Here is a 17593-nt window from a genome sequence, read left to right as displayed (position 1 = left end):
TGTCAAGGAGTGACCCATGACAGATAAGACAATCGCCGACTGGCAGAAACTCGCCGAGCGGGAACTGAAGGCGTCGCCGGACACGCTCACCTGGCACACGCCGGAGGGGATCGACGTCAAGCCGCTCTATACGGCCGAGGATCTCGAAGGCATCGACCATCTCGATTCGCTGCCGGGCTTCGAACCTTTCGTTCGCGGACCGCGCGCCACCATGTATGCCGGTCGGCCCTGGACGATCCGCCAATATGCCGGCTTCTCGACCGCCGAGGCTTCTAACGCCTTCTACCGCAAGGCGCTTGCGGCAGGTCAGCAGGGCGTGTCGGTTGCCTTCGACCTCGCGACCCATCGCGGCTATGATTCCGATCATCCCCGCGTCGTCGGCGATGTCGGCAAGGCGGGCGTGGCGATCGACTCGGTCGAGGACATGAAGATCCTGTTCGATGGCATACCGCTTGAAAATATCTCGGTCTCGATGACCATGAATGGAGCGGTCATCCCCATCCTCGCCAATTTCATCGTTACCGGCGAGGAACAGGGCGTGTCGCGCGACAAGCTTTCCGGCACCATCCAGAACGACATCCTCAAGGAGTTCATGGTCCGCAACACCTATATCTATCCGCCGGAACCCTCGATGCGGATCATTGCGGATATCATCGAATATACCGCCAAGGAGATGCCGAAGTTCAACTCCATCTCGATCTCTGGCTACCACATGCAGGAAGCCGGCGCGACGCTGGTGCAGGAACTCGCCTTCACGCTGGCCGATGGCCGTGAATATGTTCGCGCTGCCCTGAAGAAGGGCCTCAATGTCGATGAGTTCGCCGGCCGTCTGTCCTTCTTCTTCGCCATCGGCATGAACTTCTTCATGGAAGCCGCCAAGCTGCGCGCTGCGCGCCTGCTCTGGACCCGCATCATGAAGGAGTTCGAGCCCAAGAAGGCCTCGTCGCTGATGCTGCGCACCCATTGCCAGACGTCGGGCGTGTCGCTGCAGGAGCAGGATCCCTATAACAACGTCATCCGCACCGCCTATGAAGCACTGTCGGCCGCACTCGGCGGCACGCAATCGCTCCACACCAATGCGCTCGATGAAGCGATCGCGCTACCGACCGAATTCTCGGCCCGTGTTGCCCGCAACACCCAGTTGATCCTGCAGAACGAAACCGGCGTTACCAAGGTCGTCGATCCGCTCGCCGGCTCGTACTATGTCGAAAGCCTCACCAACGAGCTGGCCGAGAAGGCCTGGGCGCTGATCGAAGAGGTCGAGGCGATGGGCGGCATGACCAAGGCGGTCGATGCCGGCCTGCCCAAGCAATTGATCGAGGAAGCCGCGACCCGCCGTCAGGCGGCAGTCGACAAGGGCGAGGAGGTCATCGTCGGCGTCAACAAGTTCCGCCTCGAAAACGAAGAGCCGATCGACATTCTCGAGATCGACAATTCCGCCGTTCGTGCCTCCCAGATCAAGCGGATTGCCGAGACCCGCCGTGCCCGTGATCCCAAGGCTGTCGAAAAGGCGCTCGCACGCCTGACAGAAGTGGCGCGCACCGGCGAAGGCAACATTCTTGAAGCCGCCGTCGATTGTGCACGCGAGCGGGCCACGGTCGGCGAAATCTCGGATGCGATGCGGTCGGTGTTCGGCGATCATGCCGCCGTCCCCAAGGTGGTCAAGAACATCTACGGCAAGGCCTATGAGGGTGATCCGGAACTGGGCATCCTCGCCGACCGTCTGAAGTCCTACAAGGAAGCCAAGGGTGCTGCGCCGCGCATCCTCGTCGCCAAGCTTGGACAGGATGGCCATGATCGCGGCGCCAAGGTCATCGCGTCGGCTTTCGGCGATATCGGCTTCGAGGTGGTCGCCGGACCGCTGTTCCAGACGCCTGAGGAAGCAGCCGATCTTGCGGTTGCAGAAAAGGTTCAGGTCGTCGGCATGTCATCGCTGGCGGCCGGCCACAAGACGCTGGCGCCGCAACTGGTCGCGGCACTCAAGGCGCGCGGAGCGGATCATATCATCGTCGTGGTTGGCGGCGTCATCCCGCGCCAGGATTACGATTATCTGCTCGAACATGGCGTGTCGGCTGTCTTCGGGCCGGGAACCAATGTCATGGAGGCGGCACGTGCCGTTCTCGATCTCGCCGAAGGAAGGCTGCGCAATGACTGAGAAGAAGATGCTCGGCCGCGTCAATCACATCGCGCTTGCGGTTCCGAATCTCGCCGAAGCCTCGGAGCGTTATCGTGTCAGCCTCGGTGCTGATGTCTCCGCCCCGCAGGCACTGCCGGAACATGGCGTGACGGTGGTGTTCGTGCAGTTCGACAATACCAAGATCGAACTGCTCGAGCCGCTGGGGGAGAAATCCACCATAGCCGGCTTCCTCGCCAAGAATCCGGATGGCGGCATGCACCATGTCTGTTACGAAGTGACCGACATTCTTGCCGCCCGCGATCATCTCAAGGCTGCCGGCGCCCGCGTTCTGGGTGATGGCAACCCGAAGATCGGCGCCCATGGCAACCCGGTGCTGTTCCTGCATCCGAAGGATTTCTACGGCACCCTGATCGAGCTCGAAGAGGTCAAGTGATCAGCGGCGAGCGCGACGAAAGCCGGTATAGCTGCCACGTTAATCTCGGAAGCGGAATCGCCATCTCAGATTGCCGATAATCCCTTTTTGCTTGCACACGTACGGGGTTATGCATAGCTTGCATGCGTCAAGTGAGGAGGCATAAGCAAAATGGGTGCATGGGGAATTCGGGCATTCGACAATGACGATGCGGAGGATTGGCTCCAGGACCTTCTGGAAAGCCCGGATGTTGGCAGCATAGAAGCGGCTTTTGCGGATGTCATAGACGCAGAAGACTATCTGGAAGCACCCCAAGGCGAGGTTGCGATTGCCGCAGCGGAGGTTGTCGCCGCATTGCAGGGAAGACCGGACGCGAACAGCGCTCGGGAGGAAATCGCTGACCTCGCGTTTCGGCCGCAGCCGTCTCTCATCACAATGGCGCAAGAAGCGCTCGACAGGGTTCTTTCGGAGCCATCGGAACTGCTGGAGCTTTGGCAGGACAGTGACGATTACGACGCCTGGCGTCAATCCGTTCTTGAACTCAAGGCCCGCGTTTCAGGGTAATCCATGACCCTGAAACACCGGCAGCCGACGTTGGCTCGCCTCAGGCTAACGATGAGGACCGTGAAGGGAACTGATAGCGGCCTTTACGCCTCGTAGCTCGGCGTGGCACTGCCTCTTGAATTATCGGCAGTCGTAAATCCTCAGCGGCGGGCGCCGAGGATCCATTTCCAGAGCGTGCCGCCGAACAGCCGGTTGCCGATCACGAAATAGGCGATGATCAGGGCGAAGACCACCAGGGCAGGCCATCCATTCAACTGAAAGCCATCCTCCGTCAGCCCACCGGTCATGGCACCGACGAGATAGCCGAACGCGAAAAAGGCGGTCAGGAAATCGAGAATCGCCGCGAGCACGATGCGCCAGGTCGCGGGTGTTTTTGGCGCGTTGCCAGGATCGTTGTTTGCCATGGACCTAACCTCATTGAAGTTTTGCTTCTAACGTGATGGGTCCATGACAGGCAAGACCCGAGAGCGAATACAGGCGCTCAGGCAAAAAACTGGCTGACCGCCTCTATCTCCTCGGGCAGGATTTCATGGCCGCCCTTGTGCCATTTGGTCGTCACTACAGCTCCCTGCGCGTCGAAATAGCCATCGAGCGCGCAGGTGAAGCCCGGCGGGCAAATGGGGTCGTGCTCGCCCGCCGTCATCAGGATCCGTTTGCCGGCGAGGGCCGGATTGTCGTTCGGCTGGAACGGGATCAGCGGATGCAGGAGGGCGGCGCGATCGAAGAGCGCTCCATGGGCAAACATCACGCTTGCAAGAATGTTAGCCCCATTGGAATAGCCGAGGCCCCAGACCTCCGTGGCCCCATGCTCTGCCTTCTTGGCCTTCACGAAAGCGGCCATCTTTTCGGTCGCACGTGCAAGGTCTGCCATGTCATAGACGCCTTCACCGGTGCGGCGGAAGAAGCGGGCGGCGCCACGTTCGGAGACGTCGCCGCGTGGTGCCACGATCGTCGCTTCCGGCAGGAGCGAAGCTGCAAATCCGAGGAACTGGTTTTCGTCGCCACCGGTTCCGTGAAAGACGAAGACCAGCGGCTGGCCGGGTTTCCCCGGCCTTTCCTTGGTGATGTAGTCGCCCATGATCAATCCTCCAGCTTCGGCAGATGTTCCGCCAGGATCGGACGTAGATGCTTGTGCTGTTGCGGCAGCATCAGGCTTTCACCGAGATGGGCCCGTTCCTCGTCGCGGTCAAAGCCCGGTTCGTTGGTGGCGATCTCGAACAGCACACCGCCCGGCGTCCGGAAATAGATCGCCCAGAAATAATCGCGGTCGATCACGGGTGTGACCTGATAGCCGGTATCCATCAGCGCCTTGCGGACTTCGAGCTGCTTTTCGCGGTTTTCGACGGCAAAGGCGACATGGTGAACCGAGCCGGCGCCCTGCAGGCCACGGGCGATGTTGGGCATCGTTTCGAGATCGATGACGCTGGCATCATTGCCACCCGGCACGGCAAGCCGTGTAACCCCGTCGCTCTTGTCGACCGTCTCATACCCCATGAACTTCAGGAGCTCCGATGTCGCACCTTCATCGCGCAGACGAAGTGCCACCGAGTGGAAACCGCGAATGGCGTGGTCGCCATCCACTCCGTTGGACGTCCAGGGGGTGCGGCTGTCGTTTGCCACCTCGACCAGCGAAAAACCATCGCCGTCTGGACCTGCGAAATGCAGGCGCTTCTGTCCGAAGCTTTCATCCCGCTGCAATCCATCGACGCTGTTTTTCGTCAGCCGGTCGGCCCAATAGCCGAGAGAGCCCTGCGGCACGGAAAAGACGGTGGTTCCGACTTCGCCCGTTCCAGCCCGACCGGGGCCGATATTGGGGAAGGGGAAGTAGGTCATCACGGTGCCGGGAGTGCCGGCCTCGTCGCCGTAATAGAGGTGATAGACATCCGGCGCATCAAAATTGACCGTCTGCTTGACGCGGCGCAGTCCGAGCACCTTGGTGAAGAAGGCATTGTTCTGGCGCGCATTCGCAGCCATCGATGTTACGTGATGCAGGCCCTTGATCTGGTTCAGCATGGCAATTCCTTTCTCCTCACTAGGGGAGGTTTCTTGCCAGCTAATATGCGCTCAGATGCCGGAGAATTCAGCCCCCGGCCATCGCAACGGATTGTTTCGGATAATTGAACGAAGTCTGGCCTGTTGTTTATTACTTCACTATTTCGATGCCGGTCTGCGGAACAGGGTCGGTCGTCCATAGAGCGGTGTGATGCGGTTGAGCGCGTCGCGGTAGAGTTCGCGCGAAACTGTCATCGTGTAACCGTTGGCATGCAGCATCATCTCTTCATTTTCCATGATGGCGACATGGCCTTTCCAGAAAACGAGATCGCCACGGCCAAGGTCTCGTTCCTCGATCTCGCTGCCGATCGAGGCGGCCTGCATGTCGGAATCCCTGAGGACCGAGATGCCCGACATCATCATCGCCAATTGCACGAGGCCGGAACAATCGATGCCGAAACCGCTGCGCCCGCCCCAGAGATAGGGTGTTTCGATGAATCGGGTGGCGATTTCGACATAATCACCCGCCAAAGGCGCGCCGATAGCACCGGCATGCCTGGCGATGATGAAACCGCCGTCAGCGAGCTTGAGATAGCGGGTTCCGCGTGTTTCGGCCTCGCCGGTCACGACGAGGCGGCTCCCCATGGACAGGGACCGAATTGGTGGTTTGCGCAATTCGGCCTCCGGATAGACGAAGGTTCGAACCGCCGTGACCCAATGGGTTGCCGGCGTCAATCCGTGGAAAACAGCATCGTCGGGGAGATAGCCGACATAGGTGTCGATGGTTGACTGGACCCATGCCCAGCCGTTTGCGCGTTCGAAAACCTTGACGGGTTCGCCAAACAGTAACTCCGTATCGATGCCGGACGATGCGTCCGGTCTAGGACGCAAAGGTACCGTGGGAAGGGCGATAACGGCATCTGTTCCGTCGCAATAGGCACCCGCTTCGACCTTGTCCTGCAGGCTGCGGTCGGCGAGGTCGGGGCGAAAAGCGTTCAGTCTACGATCAAGCATGGTGAGTTAGAGCGGCAGGCCGCGTCCCCTTTCGATGATGAGGTCGCCGAACTTCTGCAGATAGAGCGCTCCGGCGACGGTGCGCTTGATGATGACATTGCGGCGATCGAGATCATCGCGAACCCGATCGACGAGCCCCAGTTCGCCCATCGTATCGAGCGCGCGGGTGATCACCGGCTTGGTTACGTTCAGCGTCGCAGCAAGGCCGCGCACCGTGTGTGGCGGCGGCATCAGATAGATATGCAGGAGTATGGCAATTTGACGGATCGTGAGATCGGAATCGCCCGATTTCACCTGGTCGAGGCAGACGCCGTGCCATAGGCCGAGTGCCTGGGATGCATTCAGCTCTACGCCCATCACCAGCCTCCAGCCTATTGTTACGCAACCGTTCCATTCTCACCGATCGTCGAAACGGTTGCAAGAGCCATTGCGGATGCCTACCGCACCGATTTCCGCTCGAGCATGTCGAACAGGGCACGGATGGCCTGGGCTTCGCCGCCGACAGTCGCATGCGGCTTTTCGCTCGAGGACCAGCCATAGATGTCGAAATGGGCCCAGGATCGCGTCTTGCGCACGAAGCGCTTGAGAAACAGCGCTGCTGTGATGGCACCGGCCATGCCGCCCGACGGCGCATTGGTCAGATCGGCGATCTTGGCGTTGATGTCCTTCTCGTAACCCTTGTAGAGCGGCATCCTCCAGAGCGGATCATCCACCTCGAGGCTCGCATCCATCAGCGCATGGGCAAGATCCTCATCGTCGGTGAAGAATGGAGGCAGATCGGGCCCGAGCGCGACGCGGGCCGCGCCGGTGAGCGTTGCCATGTCGATCAGAAGGTCGGGCTCCTCCTCGTCGGCCAGCGACAGTGCATCGGCAAGGATCAGGCGACCCTCGGCATCGGTATTGTCGATCTGGACCGTCAGCCCGGCCCGGCTCCTGTAGATGTCACCGGGGCGGAAGGCGTTGCCGGAAATGGCATTTTCCACCACCGGCACCAGAACCGTCAGATCGATCTTAAGCTTTGCATCCATGATCATCAGGGCCAGGCCCATGACGTTGGCCGCACCGCCCATATCCTTCTTCATCAGTAGCATGGACGAGGAGGGCTTGATATCGAGCCCGCCGGTGTCGAAGCAGACGCCCTTACCCACCAGCGTTACCTTGCGATGGCCCTTCTTGCCCCAGCGCATCTTGAGAAGGCGTGGCGCCTGTTCGGCCGCGCGGCCGACAGCATGAATGAGCGGGAAGTTCTGCTGCAACAGATCATCGCCGCGAACTACGGAAACCTCGGCCTTGTAATGGGCGGCAAGTTCACGGAAGGCCCCTTCCAGGGCGTCCGGTCCCATATCGTTGGCCGGCGTATTGATAAGGTCCCGTGCCAGGAAAACGCCGGCGAGCTGACGCTTGATCCGCGCCGCATCGGCATCTGCCGGAATCATCAATGTCGCGGGCGCCGAAGAGGGCGATTTGTATTTCTCGAACCGATAGCTTCCAAGGCCGTAGCCGAGAAGGAGACGATTTGCCGTCAGGGGAGCGGTTTCGATGTGCCATTCGCCGGCTGGAAGCAGGCGCGCAAGCTTGCCTGTCAGATAGGGCGTATCGGACGGATTCTTGCCAAGCCCGAACAGCGCACCAGCAAGGTGGCCATCATTTGACGGGATCAGCAAAAGTGAACCGGCATCCGCCCGGTAGCCCGCCTTTTGCGCCCAATCATGGGCAACCGGATCGACCATGCCCGTTTCGATATGCGCCGGCGTCACGGCGAAAATCGGCAATGTCTTGCCACCCCGGCTGTTGAATGGCGATGGTCTTTCGATGAACTGGTAGGGTACCATGCTATTTCCTGAGCGAACGGACCGGCTGCTGGTCGAAATTAACAATCTGTTAGGGTTAACAGACTATTGCTGGAGCGAGGGTTGCGGCGACGACAAATCCTCCATTTTCCGCCGCAGAGGTCTAGCAGGAGATCGCACAATGGTTCGGTTCGGGAGCAGTCCGGTTGTCTCCACCATCGGCAAGGCAAGTGTGATTCTTGTCCTCGCACTCGCTCTCGGCGCCTGTTCCTCTGTCAGCCGCGAAAAGACGGCATCGATCCCCCGTCTCGGCAAACCCGTCGAAATGATGAATGCCGGTGAGCTTTCCGCCGCCGCCCGCCGAATTGGCGAGGATTACGCCCGTAATCCCAAGGATCGCCAGGCTGGTCTCAACTATGCGACCCTGTTGCGCATGACCGGCAAGAACGAGCAGGCACTCGCCGTCATGCGCCAGATGGCAATCCTTTATCCGCAGGACCGCGAAGTGCTCGCGTCCTACGGCAAATCGCTGGCGGGTGCCGGCGAACTGGAGCAGGCGCTCGCCACCATCGCCCGTGCCCAGACGCCCGACCGTCCGGACTGGAAGCTGAAATCGGCCGAAGGTGCCATCCTTGACCAGCTCGGTCGCCCCGAAGAAGCGCGTGCCGCCTATCGCGATGCGCTCGATGCCAATCCGAACGAACCTTCGGTTCTGTCCAATCTCGGCATGTCCTATCTTCTGACGCGAGATCTCAAATCGGCGGAAACCTATCTTCGTACCGCGATCAGCCAGCCTGGAGCAGACAGCCGTATTCGCCAGAACCTGGCCCTCGTCGTCGGTCTTCAGGGGCGCTTCCAGGAAGCAGAAAACATCGCGCGCCAGGAACTGACCGCCCAGCAGGCGGAAGCCAACATTGCCTATCTCAAAGGCATGCTGGCGCAGGAAAACTCCTGGAAGAAGCTCGCGAACGAAGACAACAACACCAATTGAAGCAATTCAAGCTTCCGTCGTTTTCCTGAAGGCCAGCCAGGTCCAAGTCACGCCGGCGCGCCGGTTGGCCTCCTGCAGAGACTGGGCCTCAACCCTCGTCGCAAGCGCAAGTCCTGCCTGATCGGCCTGCCCGATCGTTTCCTCAACATCGATTGCGATTACCGGACGCGACAGGGCGCCGGGACCATGCCGGAGCGGCAGGATCAAGGTTCCTTGCTGTCCGAGAAGCGTCGAAAGCCGTGCCATGGCGAGCGGACGGCTTTTGAGGTCCAGATGTTGCCAGACGCCGATCAATAGCATGCAATCAAATGATCTTTGGGGCGACAGCTGGCTGAGTTCGGGCAGGCGATCGTCGATCCATTCGATCGACAGAGCCGAATGGATTGCGATCCCGGCGTTTCGAAGTCGCGCGACCGGCTCCACGGCTGTAACCTGATGACCCTTGCGAGCGAGCCAGGCGGCGTCCCGACCGGTTCCGGCACCGATATCGGCAATCAGGGAAGGGCGATCCGGCAGAAACGCCAGCACTGGCGCGAAGAGTTCTGCGCAATCGATCTGTTCGGACTGTTCGATCCAGTCGGCGCCAACCTCTTCGTAGCCCGCCAGAACGCGAGCCGAAAAATCCTGGTCCGTTCGATCGTCCATAGGCTCTCGCTGTTCGTCAGAACTTGTCGGACACCTGGATGCCGGCCGGTCCGAGAATGACCGCAATGAGAACCGGAAGAAAGAACAGAATCATCGGGACGGTCAGTTTGGGCGGAAGCGCTGCGGCCTTCTTTTCCGCCTCGTTCATGCGCTGGTCACGGCTTTCCTGCGCCAGAACGCGCAGCGCCTGGGCGATCGGCGTGCCGTACCGCTCGGCCTGGATCAGGGCCTGGGTCACCGCCTGTACGGAATCGATCTGCGTTCGCTTGGCGAGATTTTCAAATGCGGCTCTGCGTTCCTGCAGGAAGGATAGTTCGGCATTTGTCAGCACCAGTTCTTCCGCGAGCTCCGCCGAATTCTGCGTCATTTCGTCGGCGACCCGCTTGATCGCGGCTTCGATCGAGACACCGGACTCGACGCAGATCAGCATCAGGTCGAGCGCATCGGGCCAAGCTCGCCGGATCGAATGCTGTCGCTTGGACATGCGGTTCGAAATGAAGATGTTCGGGGCATAGAAACCGATATAGGCGATGGCGAGAACCGCAAACAGGCGCACCATCAGCGTCTGGTCGGCAAGATAGCCAAGGAAGAAGATGTAAAAGGCTGCAACGGCCATAAAGAGAAATGGCAGGAAGAAGCGCGCGAAAAGAAATGTGTTCAGCGCATTCTGCGAGCGATAACCGGCGGCCCTGAGCTTGTCGACGGTTCCGGCATCCACAAGTGCTTCGCGGAGGTTCAGCCGCTCGACGATCTGGCGGATATTCGTGTTGTTCTGCTGGCGCAGCGATGCGCGCTGAAGCGAGGTTTCCGAGTTCAGGCGGGCGCGTTCGCGACCACGGATCTGTTCGCGCTCGGTGGTGACGTTGCGCATGCGCTTGTCCAGGCCGCCCTTTTCGAAATAGGGCAGGACGAGCACATAGATCGTGGCGAAGACGGAAATGGCGACAAGGGCGGCCAGGACGACCTTTGGATCTGTGAGCGTCGTGACAAGATCGCCGTTCATCGTTTCAGCCTCTCAGATGTCGAAGTTGATCATGTTGCGCATCACGAGAATGCCGATCGACATCCAGATGGCCGACGCACCCATGATGAGATGGCCGCGCGGATCGGTGAACAGGATCAGCATATAGGCCGGCGATGTTAGATAGACGAGGAAGGCGACGATAAAGGGCAGGGCGCCGATAATGACGGCGGAAGCCTTCGCTTCCATCGAGAGGGCGTTCACCTTGGCCTTCATCTTGCGGCGGTCGCGAAGAACGCGCGAAAGGTTGTTAAGCGCTTCGGAGAGGTTACCGCCCGCCTGCGCCTGGATGGCGATGACGATGGCGAAGAAGTTCACTTCCGGCAGGGGGATGTTGAGGTAGATGCGGGCGATCGCCTCGGGCACGGAAAGGCCCATCTGCTGTGCTTCCACCACCCGCCGGAACTCCGTCCGGACGGGATCCTTGGCTTCCGAGGCAATCAGCCGGATCGCGTCGTTGAGCGGCAGACCGGATTTGATCGAGCGAACCATGACGTCGAGCGCATTCGGCAGTTCCTCGATGAATTTCTTCTGGCGGCGCTTCACCATGAAATTCACGAAGAAGCGCGGCAGTCCCGCCCCGACGACAAAGGAAACGCCTAGCAGCAACAAAAGTGGTGCACCGGAGATCAGAAGGACGACCGCAGTGGCCAGACCGAGACCGGCACTGACCATGTAGAATTGCGATAGGGTGAAGCCCAGGCCGGTCTGGTCGATCCGGGCCTGCAATGTCATGGACTTCTTCTTGTTGTCTTCCTTCTGTTTCCGCTCGAGTTCTTTAAGCGAATCCTGGACGCTCTTGCGCCGCTTGGTCATTTCGGCCAGCCGGTCGCGCGAAGCCTTGATCTTCTGTCGGTCCGTCTCAGCCGTCTTGACCTTGTTGACGCGGCTTTCCGCTTTCTTGTCGGCCTCGATCCGCGAAAAGAGGATGCCATAGGTCACTGCACCTGCCGAGATGGCGGCGAGTGCGATGATGGCGATCACATTCAGGTCAAGTCCGAACATTCAGGTTCCGTCGCCGGCCGAAGCCGACCCTTTCGTCAACGGGATTTGTTTTCCATCTCGTCGAGGGCCGCGGCCAGCCGCTTGTCCTCGCCGAAATAGCGTGCCTTGTCCCAGAAATGTGGCTTTCCGATCCCCGTCGATTTGTGGCGGCCGATCAGCTTTCCATTCACATCTTCACCTTCGATCTCGTAGCGAATGAGATCCTGGGTGATGATCACATCGCCTTCCATGCCCACAACCTCGGTGATGTGGGTGATGCGGCGTGAACCGTCGCGCAGGCGGGCTGCCTGGATGATGATATCGACCGAACCGGCGATGATCTCGCGCACGGTCTTTGCCGGAAGCGTAAAGCCACCCATCGCGATCATCGATTCGATACGGTTCAGGCATTCGCGCGGGCTGTTGGAGTGGATGGTGCCCATCGAGCCATCGTGACCGGTGTTCATAGCCTGCAGAAGGTCGAACACTTCCGGTCCGCGCACTTCGCCGACGATGATGCGTTCCGGTCGCATGCGGAGGCAGTTCTTGACCAGTTCACGCATGGTGATCTCGCCTTCGCCCTCGATGTTCGGCGGGCGGGTTTCGAGACGCACGACATGCGGCTGCTGCAGCTGCAGTTCGGCGGAGTCTTCGCAGGTGATGACGCGTTCGGTACCGTCGATATAGGCTGTGAGGCAGTTCAGCAGCGTCGTCTTACCCGAGCCGGTACCGCCTGAGATGATCACGTTGCAGCGGACGCGCCCGATCACCTGCAGGATTGTGGCCCCTTCCGGCGTGATGGCGCCGAAACGGACGAGCTGATCGAGCGTCAGCTTGTCTTTCTTGAACTTGCGGATGGTGAGTGCGGCGCCATCGATCGCCAGCGGCGGTGCGATGACGTTGACGCGGCTACCGTCGGGCAGGCGCGCATCGCAGATGGGAGAGGATTCATCGACGCGGCGGCCGACCTGGGAAACGATGCGCTGGCAGATCGAGAGCAATTGCGCATTGTCGCGAAACCGGATCTCGCTTTCTTCGATCTTGCCATTCACTTCGATGAAGGTCTGGCCGGCGCCGTTGACCATGATATCGGCAATGTCGTCGCGTGCCAGAAGCGGCTCCAGCGGACCATAGCCAAGCACGTCGTTGCAGATGTCGTCGAGCAGTTCTTCCTGCTCGGAAATCGACATCGCATAATTCTTGATCGAAATGATGTCGTTGACGATGTCGCGAATTTCCTCGCGCGCACTTTCGATCTCGAGCTTGGCGAGCTGCGAAAGATCGATCGTGTCGATCAGGGCCGAGAAGACCTGGCTTTTCGTCGTGTAGTAGTCGTCAGAGCGGGCGGCGCGTCGGCGCGCAGCCGGTTGCTGCAGCGGAGTTCGACTGGGCTGATTGTCTCGTATCGGCTCCTGTAGAACCGGAACGGGACTGGGCGACGGGATCGGTTGCTGCACAGGCGCCGTCGGTGGCGGCGCCACGTCCACGACGGAACCGCCTCCCTTGCCAAAGCCTTCATTACCGCGTCTGCCAAACATGTTGTTCTGACCTGTTTACTGTTACTTCTTCTTCGAAAGCTTGCCGAGGATTGCCGACAGCCCACCGGATTTTGCTTTTTTCACCGCCACGCGGCCCGTCACGATATGGGCGATCTGGCTCATCACTTCTGCCGCTGCGGACTTGCCATCCATTTCGCCGATCATGCGGCCCGAATTGGCCGCGGAGCCGAACAGCTGGCTGTCGAACGGGATGATGGCGATTGGCTCGGCGTCGAGAGGTTCGCAGAAATCCGCCGGAAGGATCTCCGGCCGTTTCGGCATTCCCACCTGGTTGAGCACGAGATGGGGCATCTTGTCGTTCGGCCGCAATTTGCGCAGCTGGTCGAACAGGTTCTTGGTGTTGCGAAGATTGGCCAGATCGGGTGCTGCCGTGATCACCACTTCATCGACGCTTGCCAGCACCGAGCGGGTCCAGTCGTTCCAGACATGCGGAACATCGAGAACGCTGATCGGCGATGTCCGATGCAGGGTATCGAGCAGAAGCTGGAAGGCCTGGCCATCGAAATCGTAGGTTCTGTCGAGAAGGGAGGGCGCTGCAAGAAGGCTCAGATGGGCCGAGCATTTGGTCAGCAGGCGATCGAGAAAGACTTCGTCCAGCCGGTCTGGCGAATAGACGGCTTCGGCAATGCCCTGCGCGGGGTCCTGATCGAAATCGATATTGGCCGTTCCGAACGGCAGATCGAGATCCGCCAGCACGGTTTCCGAAGAGAACAGGTTCGAAATGCCCCAGGCGATATTGTGGGCGATCGTCGACGATCCGACGCCGCCCTTGGCGCCGATGAAGGCGATGGACCGCCCGAGCGGTTCCGCTTCCGGGTCGACAAAGATCGACGCGATGGCCGTAATGATATCCCCAAGCGATACCGGCGCCACCAGATATTCCGAAACGCCATTGCGGATCAGATCGCGGTAGAGCTGGATGTCGTTCTTGCGGCCGATGATGACCACCTTTGTGGACGGATCACAGACTTCGGCCAGCGGCGCCAGCTCGTCCATCAAGGAGCGGGTATCGGGAGCCGATTCGAGCAGGATGAGATTGGGCGTCGGCGCCGAGGCGAACATGGTGACCGCGGCCGGAATCCCGCCCTGGTTGACCCGGAAGGAGACCTTGCCCATGCGGCGGTCCTGCGCCAGCTTTTCCATGAGCGAGTACATGTTCTCGGTCGCGCAGAAGGCGTGAACGGAAATTCGAGGCAACGGGCGCAGATGATCGAGTTCGCCCGGCCGCCCCGGAGCTTCGGCGATCGGCTGGTCTTCTCCGGTATTGATGCGGTATTCGACAGCGCTCATGGTCGTCTTTCCAATTAACTCTGCATGCGTTTGGTCGGTTCTCTAAACCGATCAGGCGCCGCCATCCTCACGATAGACGCTGATGACGGTGGCCCGGCGTTGTGCGTCGATCGGCGTCATCCCGCGCGGGCCGACCAGGTCGGCCGGATTGGCGATCTGAGCCGCAAGGTTTTGCTGGGTCGCGCAACCGAAGTTTTCCCAGTTCTTGTTCTCAACGGCAGTTGGACCCACGAGGTCGGAGGGCCATTGTCCGCAATCGTCGGTCACGGCCGTTACCGCGACAAACCGCAACTGAATGGGCGAGGATGCTTCGCTGTTGCGCGGCGCATAACTGCTTTGAACGATCCGGCTCGCCTGGATGCCCGCCTTCTGCAGGATGCCTTGAATGTCCTTGCGGACCCGATAGGTGGCGCCGGAGTTGGCGGCATTCTGCGGCACCAGCACCTGGATGGTGCCGGAAGACAGCGAACTGTAGTCCTGGGCGAAACCGCGGATCAGATCGCGGGTTGCCGGTGTCAGGCTCATGTCGCCGGCGGCGATCGGCACATCGAGATTATGTTCCACCTCGGCCAGCGTGATCGGGTGACGGGTGCGATAGTCATCCGGGATCGATGCTGTCGTCTGCCGATCAGGGCGGACGGTGCCGCAGGATGCAAGCGTGAGCGCCGCCATGGACATCACGGCAATGGCAGCAATGGATGCAAAGCGGCTGTTACGGCTGCGGCAAAGGGGCGAGATGTTCATCCGGTTGGTATCCATTGTCTGTCCCTTTACTTGTAGATGAAGCCAACGGCGCCATTGTATTGACCCGGGTTCTTCGCATTTTCACGCCGGCCGTAGATCTTGTTGACGCGGTTGAGGAAGAAGGTCGCGACATCGCTTTCGGGATTGAAATTGTCGTCAGGGCGGGCGAGCTTTGACCGCTCGACCGGACGGACCAGGTAGGGGGTCGCAATGATCACCAGTTCGGTTTCGTTGCGCTGGAAATCCTTCGAGCGGAAGAGTGAGCCGAGGATCGGCACCCGCGCAAGCGCGGGAATGCCGGAGCTCGCTTGCCGGACCTCATCGCGTACCAGACCTGCGATCACGATCGAGCCGCCGGAAGGCAATTCGACAGTGGTGCTGGCCTCGCGCTTGCGAATGCCGAGATAGGTTATGGCCGGCGTCGACTTGGTACCGCCCGAAACGTAGGAGCCTTCGAAGGTCGGTTCCGAAACATTGGTCTCGATGTTCAGCGAAATGCGTCCCGGCGAAAGCACGATCGGCTTGAAGTTCAGCTCGATCCCATATTCGACGCTTTCGGACTCGCGGGTGATGCCGTCCTCGGAGATTTCCTGGTTCGACACGAGACGGAATTCGCCCCCCACCTTGAACTTTGCCTGTTCGCCGGAAATGGCGGTCAGGCTCGGTTCGGCGAGTGTCCGCATGACGCCGGCCTGCTCCATGGCGTTGACATAGGTCGAGATATCGAATTTGCCGAGCGTGCCGGAGAGAGCGTTGCCGGTGACCCAGTTGTTTGATCCGCCAAGATTGGTCGGGTTGGTGAAGGAGATCGCGCCGCTGGCGCCCTTGATCGAGCCGCTGAAGCCCAGCTGCTTCAACACCTGCCGGCTGACTTCGGCAACCGTTACCTTCAACGTCACCTGGTCTTCTGCCTCGATCGTCAGCATGTTGACGATCTGCGATGTTTGGCGATCTTCGTTGAAGAGGGCGACCGATGCATCCCCGGTTGCTGTCGTCGAAGTCGCGGACACATTCCGGGTGGTCGCTTCACCGCCCTTGACGAAAATCTCGGCGAGTTTTTCTGCCTGCGAGGCATCCTGCGGCGTCCTGACCGAACCCGACAGGACGATATTGTCCGAGATGATTTCCACCTTGATGTCGGATTCGGGAATGAACCGCTTCAACTGTGCTTCGAGATTGGAGATATCACGTTCGATCTCGAGATCGATGCTGACCAGTTCCTCGCCGCCCGGGCCGAATATGAAGACGTTGGTCTGTCCGACGGCCTTGCCGAACAGGTAAAGCCGTCGCGACGTGCGCGTCACGGCATCGGCAATTTCCGGATTGGCAACGAGAATATCGTGGGCGTCCTCCGGAAGATCGAGAACGATCGCTTTGCTCAGGCCGAGCTTGAGCTTCTTGGAAACACCCGGGCCGACCTGCGAGATCTTGATGATCGAAGCATTGGCTGCCTCGGCCGCCGGTACTGACCAGCCATATTCACCGGTTCCCGGTACGCCGGCAAGTGCAAGCGCGGAACCAAGGATCAGCCGGGCAGGGACAAGAAAGGAACTTTTCGAAATCATCGGACTTGTCCTCGGTCAATGTTGGTCTTGTGTGGCGGCGCCGGGATCATTCAGCTTCTGGATGACGCCGGATTTGATCACCTGGATCGATGTTCCGCTGTCGCCCGACAGGAGATGGTCGGCGACGAGGGAATCGGATTCCTGCGCATCGGCGACCGAGCGCAGAGCCAGCGTCAGCCGGTCCGCCATCTGCTGGGCAACGGCGATGACCTTGGCCTGATCCGGGTTGAGTTCGAGGGTTGCGGTCGTTCCGACAACCGTCTTGGCGCCTTCTTCCCGCTCCTGGATCTCCTGATCGATCGCAAGCACACGAATGTTGCTGAGAATGGTTTCCGTCACATAGGTGCCGTCTTCATCCTTCTTCACCATGATCACGTCGACGCGATCGTTCGGCAGGATGAAGCCGCCGGCGCTGGTGGAGACCGAAATTTCGGTGGCCACGGCGCGCTTTCCAGCCGGCAACAGGGATGACAGCACCGCGTTGTTGCCATCGGCGATCTTTTCAGGGCGAATGGGTTCGCCTTCGAAGATCGGCAGGCGCACGATCGCATCCTTGAGTTCGGTGAGGGCCTCGGGACGTGTCGACTTTGTGATGAAACCTTCGGAAATGCTGCCTTCAGGCCAGCTCTTCCAGATCATGGCCTCGTCGGTGAGTTTCGAACCGACCGGCAGGTTCGCGCTTGCGACCAGCACATCGACAACCGGTTCTTTCTGGACAACGGTCTCGGCCTGCAACTGGACGACCCGTTCCTCGCCGGTCAGGTTCATCGCCATGAAGGCGGCCCCTGCTGCCGCAACCAGTGCGACTGTGAGAATGATAAGGCGGGCGGGTTTCATGGGTCATCCTGCGCTGAAAGGAATTTCACGCTGCAGAATGGTCAGGAA

General features: G+C 60.1%; 18 protein-coding genes. 4 read left to right on the top strand and 14 right to left on the bottom strand.

The genetic code is table 11. The features are described 5' to 3' along the window. The first annotated feature begins 16 nt into the window (after positions 1-16). From scpA to Q4481_RS19910, 3 genes are all read left to right on the top strand, one after another. Entirely contained in the window at positions 17-2155 is a 2139-nt protein-coding gene (scpA, locus tag Q4481_RS19920) for a methylmalonyl-CoA mutase (RefSeq protein ID WP_304378149.1), read from the top strand. A gap of 7 nt (positions 2156-2162) precedes the next feature. After that, positions 2163-2570 carry a methylmalonyl-CoA epimerase gene (gene mce / locus Q4481_RS19915; RefSeq protein WP_304378233.1) on the top strand — a complete coding sequence of 136 codons (408 nt, stop codon included), beginning with the start codon at positions 2163-2165 and terminating at the stop codon, positions 2568-2570. Positions 2571-2720: 150 nt separating this feature from the next. Next, positions 2721-3113, top strand: coding sequence for a DUF4259 domain-containing protein (locus Q4481_RS19910; protein WP_304378148.1), 393 nt, complete (start codon positions 2721-2723; stop codon positions 3111-3113). A gap of 140 nt (positions 3114-3253) precedes the next feature. Here Q4481_RS19910 and Q4481_RS19905 read toward each other — a convergent pair whose 3' ends face one another. The 6 genes from Q4481_RS19905 to Q4481_RS19880 all read right to left on the bottom strand — a co-directional run bounded on the left by Q4481_RS19905 (position 3254) and on the right by Q4481_RS19880 (position 7951). Next, a complete protein-coding gene (locus tag Q4481_RS19905) occupies positions 3254-3517 on the bottom strand; it encodes a hypothetical protein (RefSeq protein WP_304378147.1) in 264 nt (87 codons plus the stop codon). A gap of 77 nt (positions 3518-3594) precedes the next feature. Continuing rightward, positions 3595-4191 (bottom strand): alpha/beta hydrolase, encoded by a 597-nt coding sequence (locus Q4481_RS19900; RefSeq protein WP_304378146.1) that lies wholly within the window; start codon positions 4189-4191, stop codon positions 3595-3597. Between the two features lie 2 nt (positions 4192-4193). Further along, positions 4194-5126, bottom strand: a complete 933-nt coding sequence (locus Q4481_RS19895; RefSeq protein WP_304378145.1) for a VOC family protein — start codon at positions 5124-5126, stop codon at positions 4194-4196. A 138-nt stretch (positions 5127-5264) separates the two neighbouring features. Beyond that, positions 5265-6119: a C40 family peptidase gene (locus Q4481_RS19890; RefSeq protein WP_304378144.1), complete on the bottom strand. Its 855-nt coding sequence runs from the start codon at positions 6117-6119 to the stop codon at positions 5265-5267. A 6-nt stretch (positions 6120-6125) separates the two neighbouring features. Continuing rightward, complete coding sequence (locus Q4481_RS19885; RefSeq protein WP_304378143.1) at positions 6126-6476, bottom strand: MarR family transcriptional regulator; 351 nt, start codon at positions 6474-6476, stop codon at positions 6126-6128. An 80-nt stretch (positions 6477-6556) separates the two neighbouring features. Then, entirely contained in the window at positions 6557-7951 is a 1395-nt protein-coding gene (locus Q4481_RS19880) for a leucyl aminopeptidase family protein (protein ID WP_304378142.1), read from the bottom strand. A gap of 139 nt (positions 7952-8090) precedes the next feature. Between Q4481_RS19880 and Q4481_RS19875 the strand changes: the two genes are divergently transcribed. Then, positions 8091-8900 (top strand): tetratricopeptide repeat protein, encoded by an 810-nt coding sequence (locus tag Q4481_RS19875; RefSeq protein ID WP_304378141.1) that lies wholly within the window; start codon positions 8091-8093, stop codon positions 8898-8900. Positions 8901-8906: 6 nt separating this feature from the next. Here Q4481_RS19875 and Q4481_RS19870 read toward each other — a convergent pair whose 3' ends face one another. The 8 genes from Q4481_RS19870 to cpaB are packed head-to-tail and all read right to left on the bottom strand — an operon-like array spanning position 8907 to position 17545. Then, the gene (locus tag Q4481_RS19870) at positions 8907-9545 is read right to left on the bottom strand and encodes a class I SAM-dependent methyltransferase (protein WP_304378140.1); all 639 of its coding nucleotides are present in this window, start codon (positions 9543-9545) and stop codon (positions 8907-8909) included. A gap of 16 nt (positions 9546-9561) precedes the next feature. After that, positions 9562-10548: a type II secretion system F family protein gene (locus Q4481_RS19865; protein ID WP_304378139.1), complete on the bottom strand. Its 987-nt coding sequence runs from the start codon at positions 10546-10548 to the stop codon at positions 9562-9564. 12 nt (positions 10549-10560) lie between these two features. After that, the gene (locus Q4481_RS19860; RefSeq protein ID WP_304378138.1) at positions 10561-11571 is read right to left on the bottom strand and encodes a type II secretion system F family protein; all 1011 of its coding nucleotides are present in this window, start codon (positions 11569-11571) and stop codon (positions 10561-10563) included. A 35-nt stretch (positions 11572-11606) separates the two neighbouring features. Further along, positions 11607-13088, bottom strand: a complete 1482-nt coding sequence (locus tag Q4481_RS19855; protein ID WP_304378137.1) for a TadA family conjugal transfer-associated ATPase — start codon at positions 13086-13088, stop codon at positions 11607-11609. A 21-nt stretch (positions 13089-13109) separates the two neighbouring features. Continuing rightward, on the bottom strand, positions 13110-14399 hold the full coding sequence (locus tag Q4481_RS19850) for a CpaE/TadZ family protein (RefSeq protein WP_304378136.1): 1290 nt from the start codon (positions 14397-14399) through the stop codon (positions 13110-13112). Positions 14400-14450: 51 nt separating this feature from the next. Next, positions 14451-15158: a CpaD family pilus assembly protein gene (locus Q4481_RS19845; RefSeq protein WP_304378135.1), complete on the bottom strand. Its 708-nt coding sequence runs from the start codon at positions 15156-15158 to the stop codon at positions 14451-14453. A gap of 11 nt (positions 15159-15169) precedes the next feature. After that, the gene (locus Q4481_RS19840) at positions 15170-16708 is read right to left on the bottom strand and encodes a type II and III secretion system protein family protein (RefSeq protein WP_304378134.1); all 1539 of its coding nucleotides are present in this window, start codon (positions 16706-16708) and stop codon (positions 15170-15172) included. Between the two features lie 15 nt (positions 16709-16723). Further along, positions 16724-17545 carry a Flp pilus assembly protein CpaB gene (gene cpaB, locus Q4481_RS19835; protein WP_304378133.1) on the bottom strand — a complete coding sequence of 274 codons (822 nt, stop codon included), beginning with the start codon at positions 17543-17545 and terminating at the stop codon, positions 16724-16726. Positions 17546-17593 lie beyond the last annotated feature (48 nt).

The organism is Fluviirhizobium alvei, from assembly GCF_030551875.1.
GTDB lineage: Bacteria > Pseudomonadota > Alphaproteobacteria > Rhizobiales > Rhizobiaceae > Rhizobium_E > Rhizobium_E alvei.
This window is presented reverse-complemented; position numbering and strand designations above follow the sequence as displayed.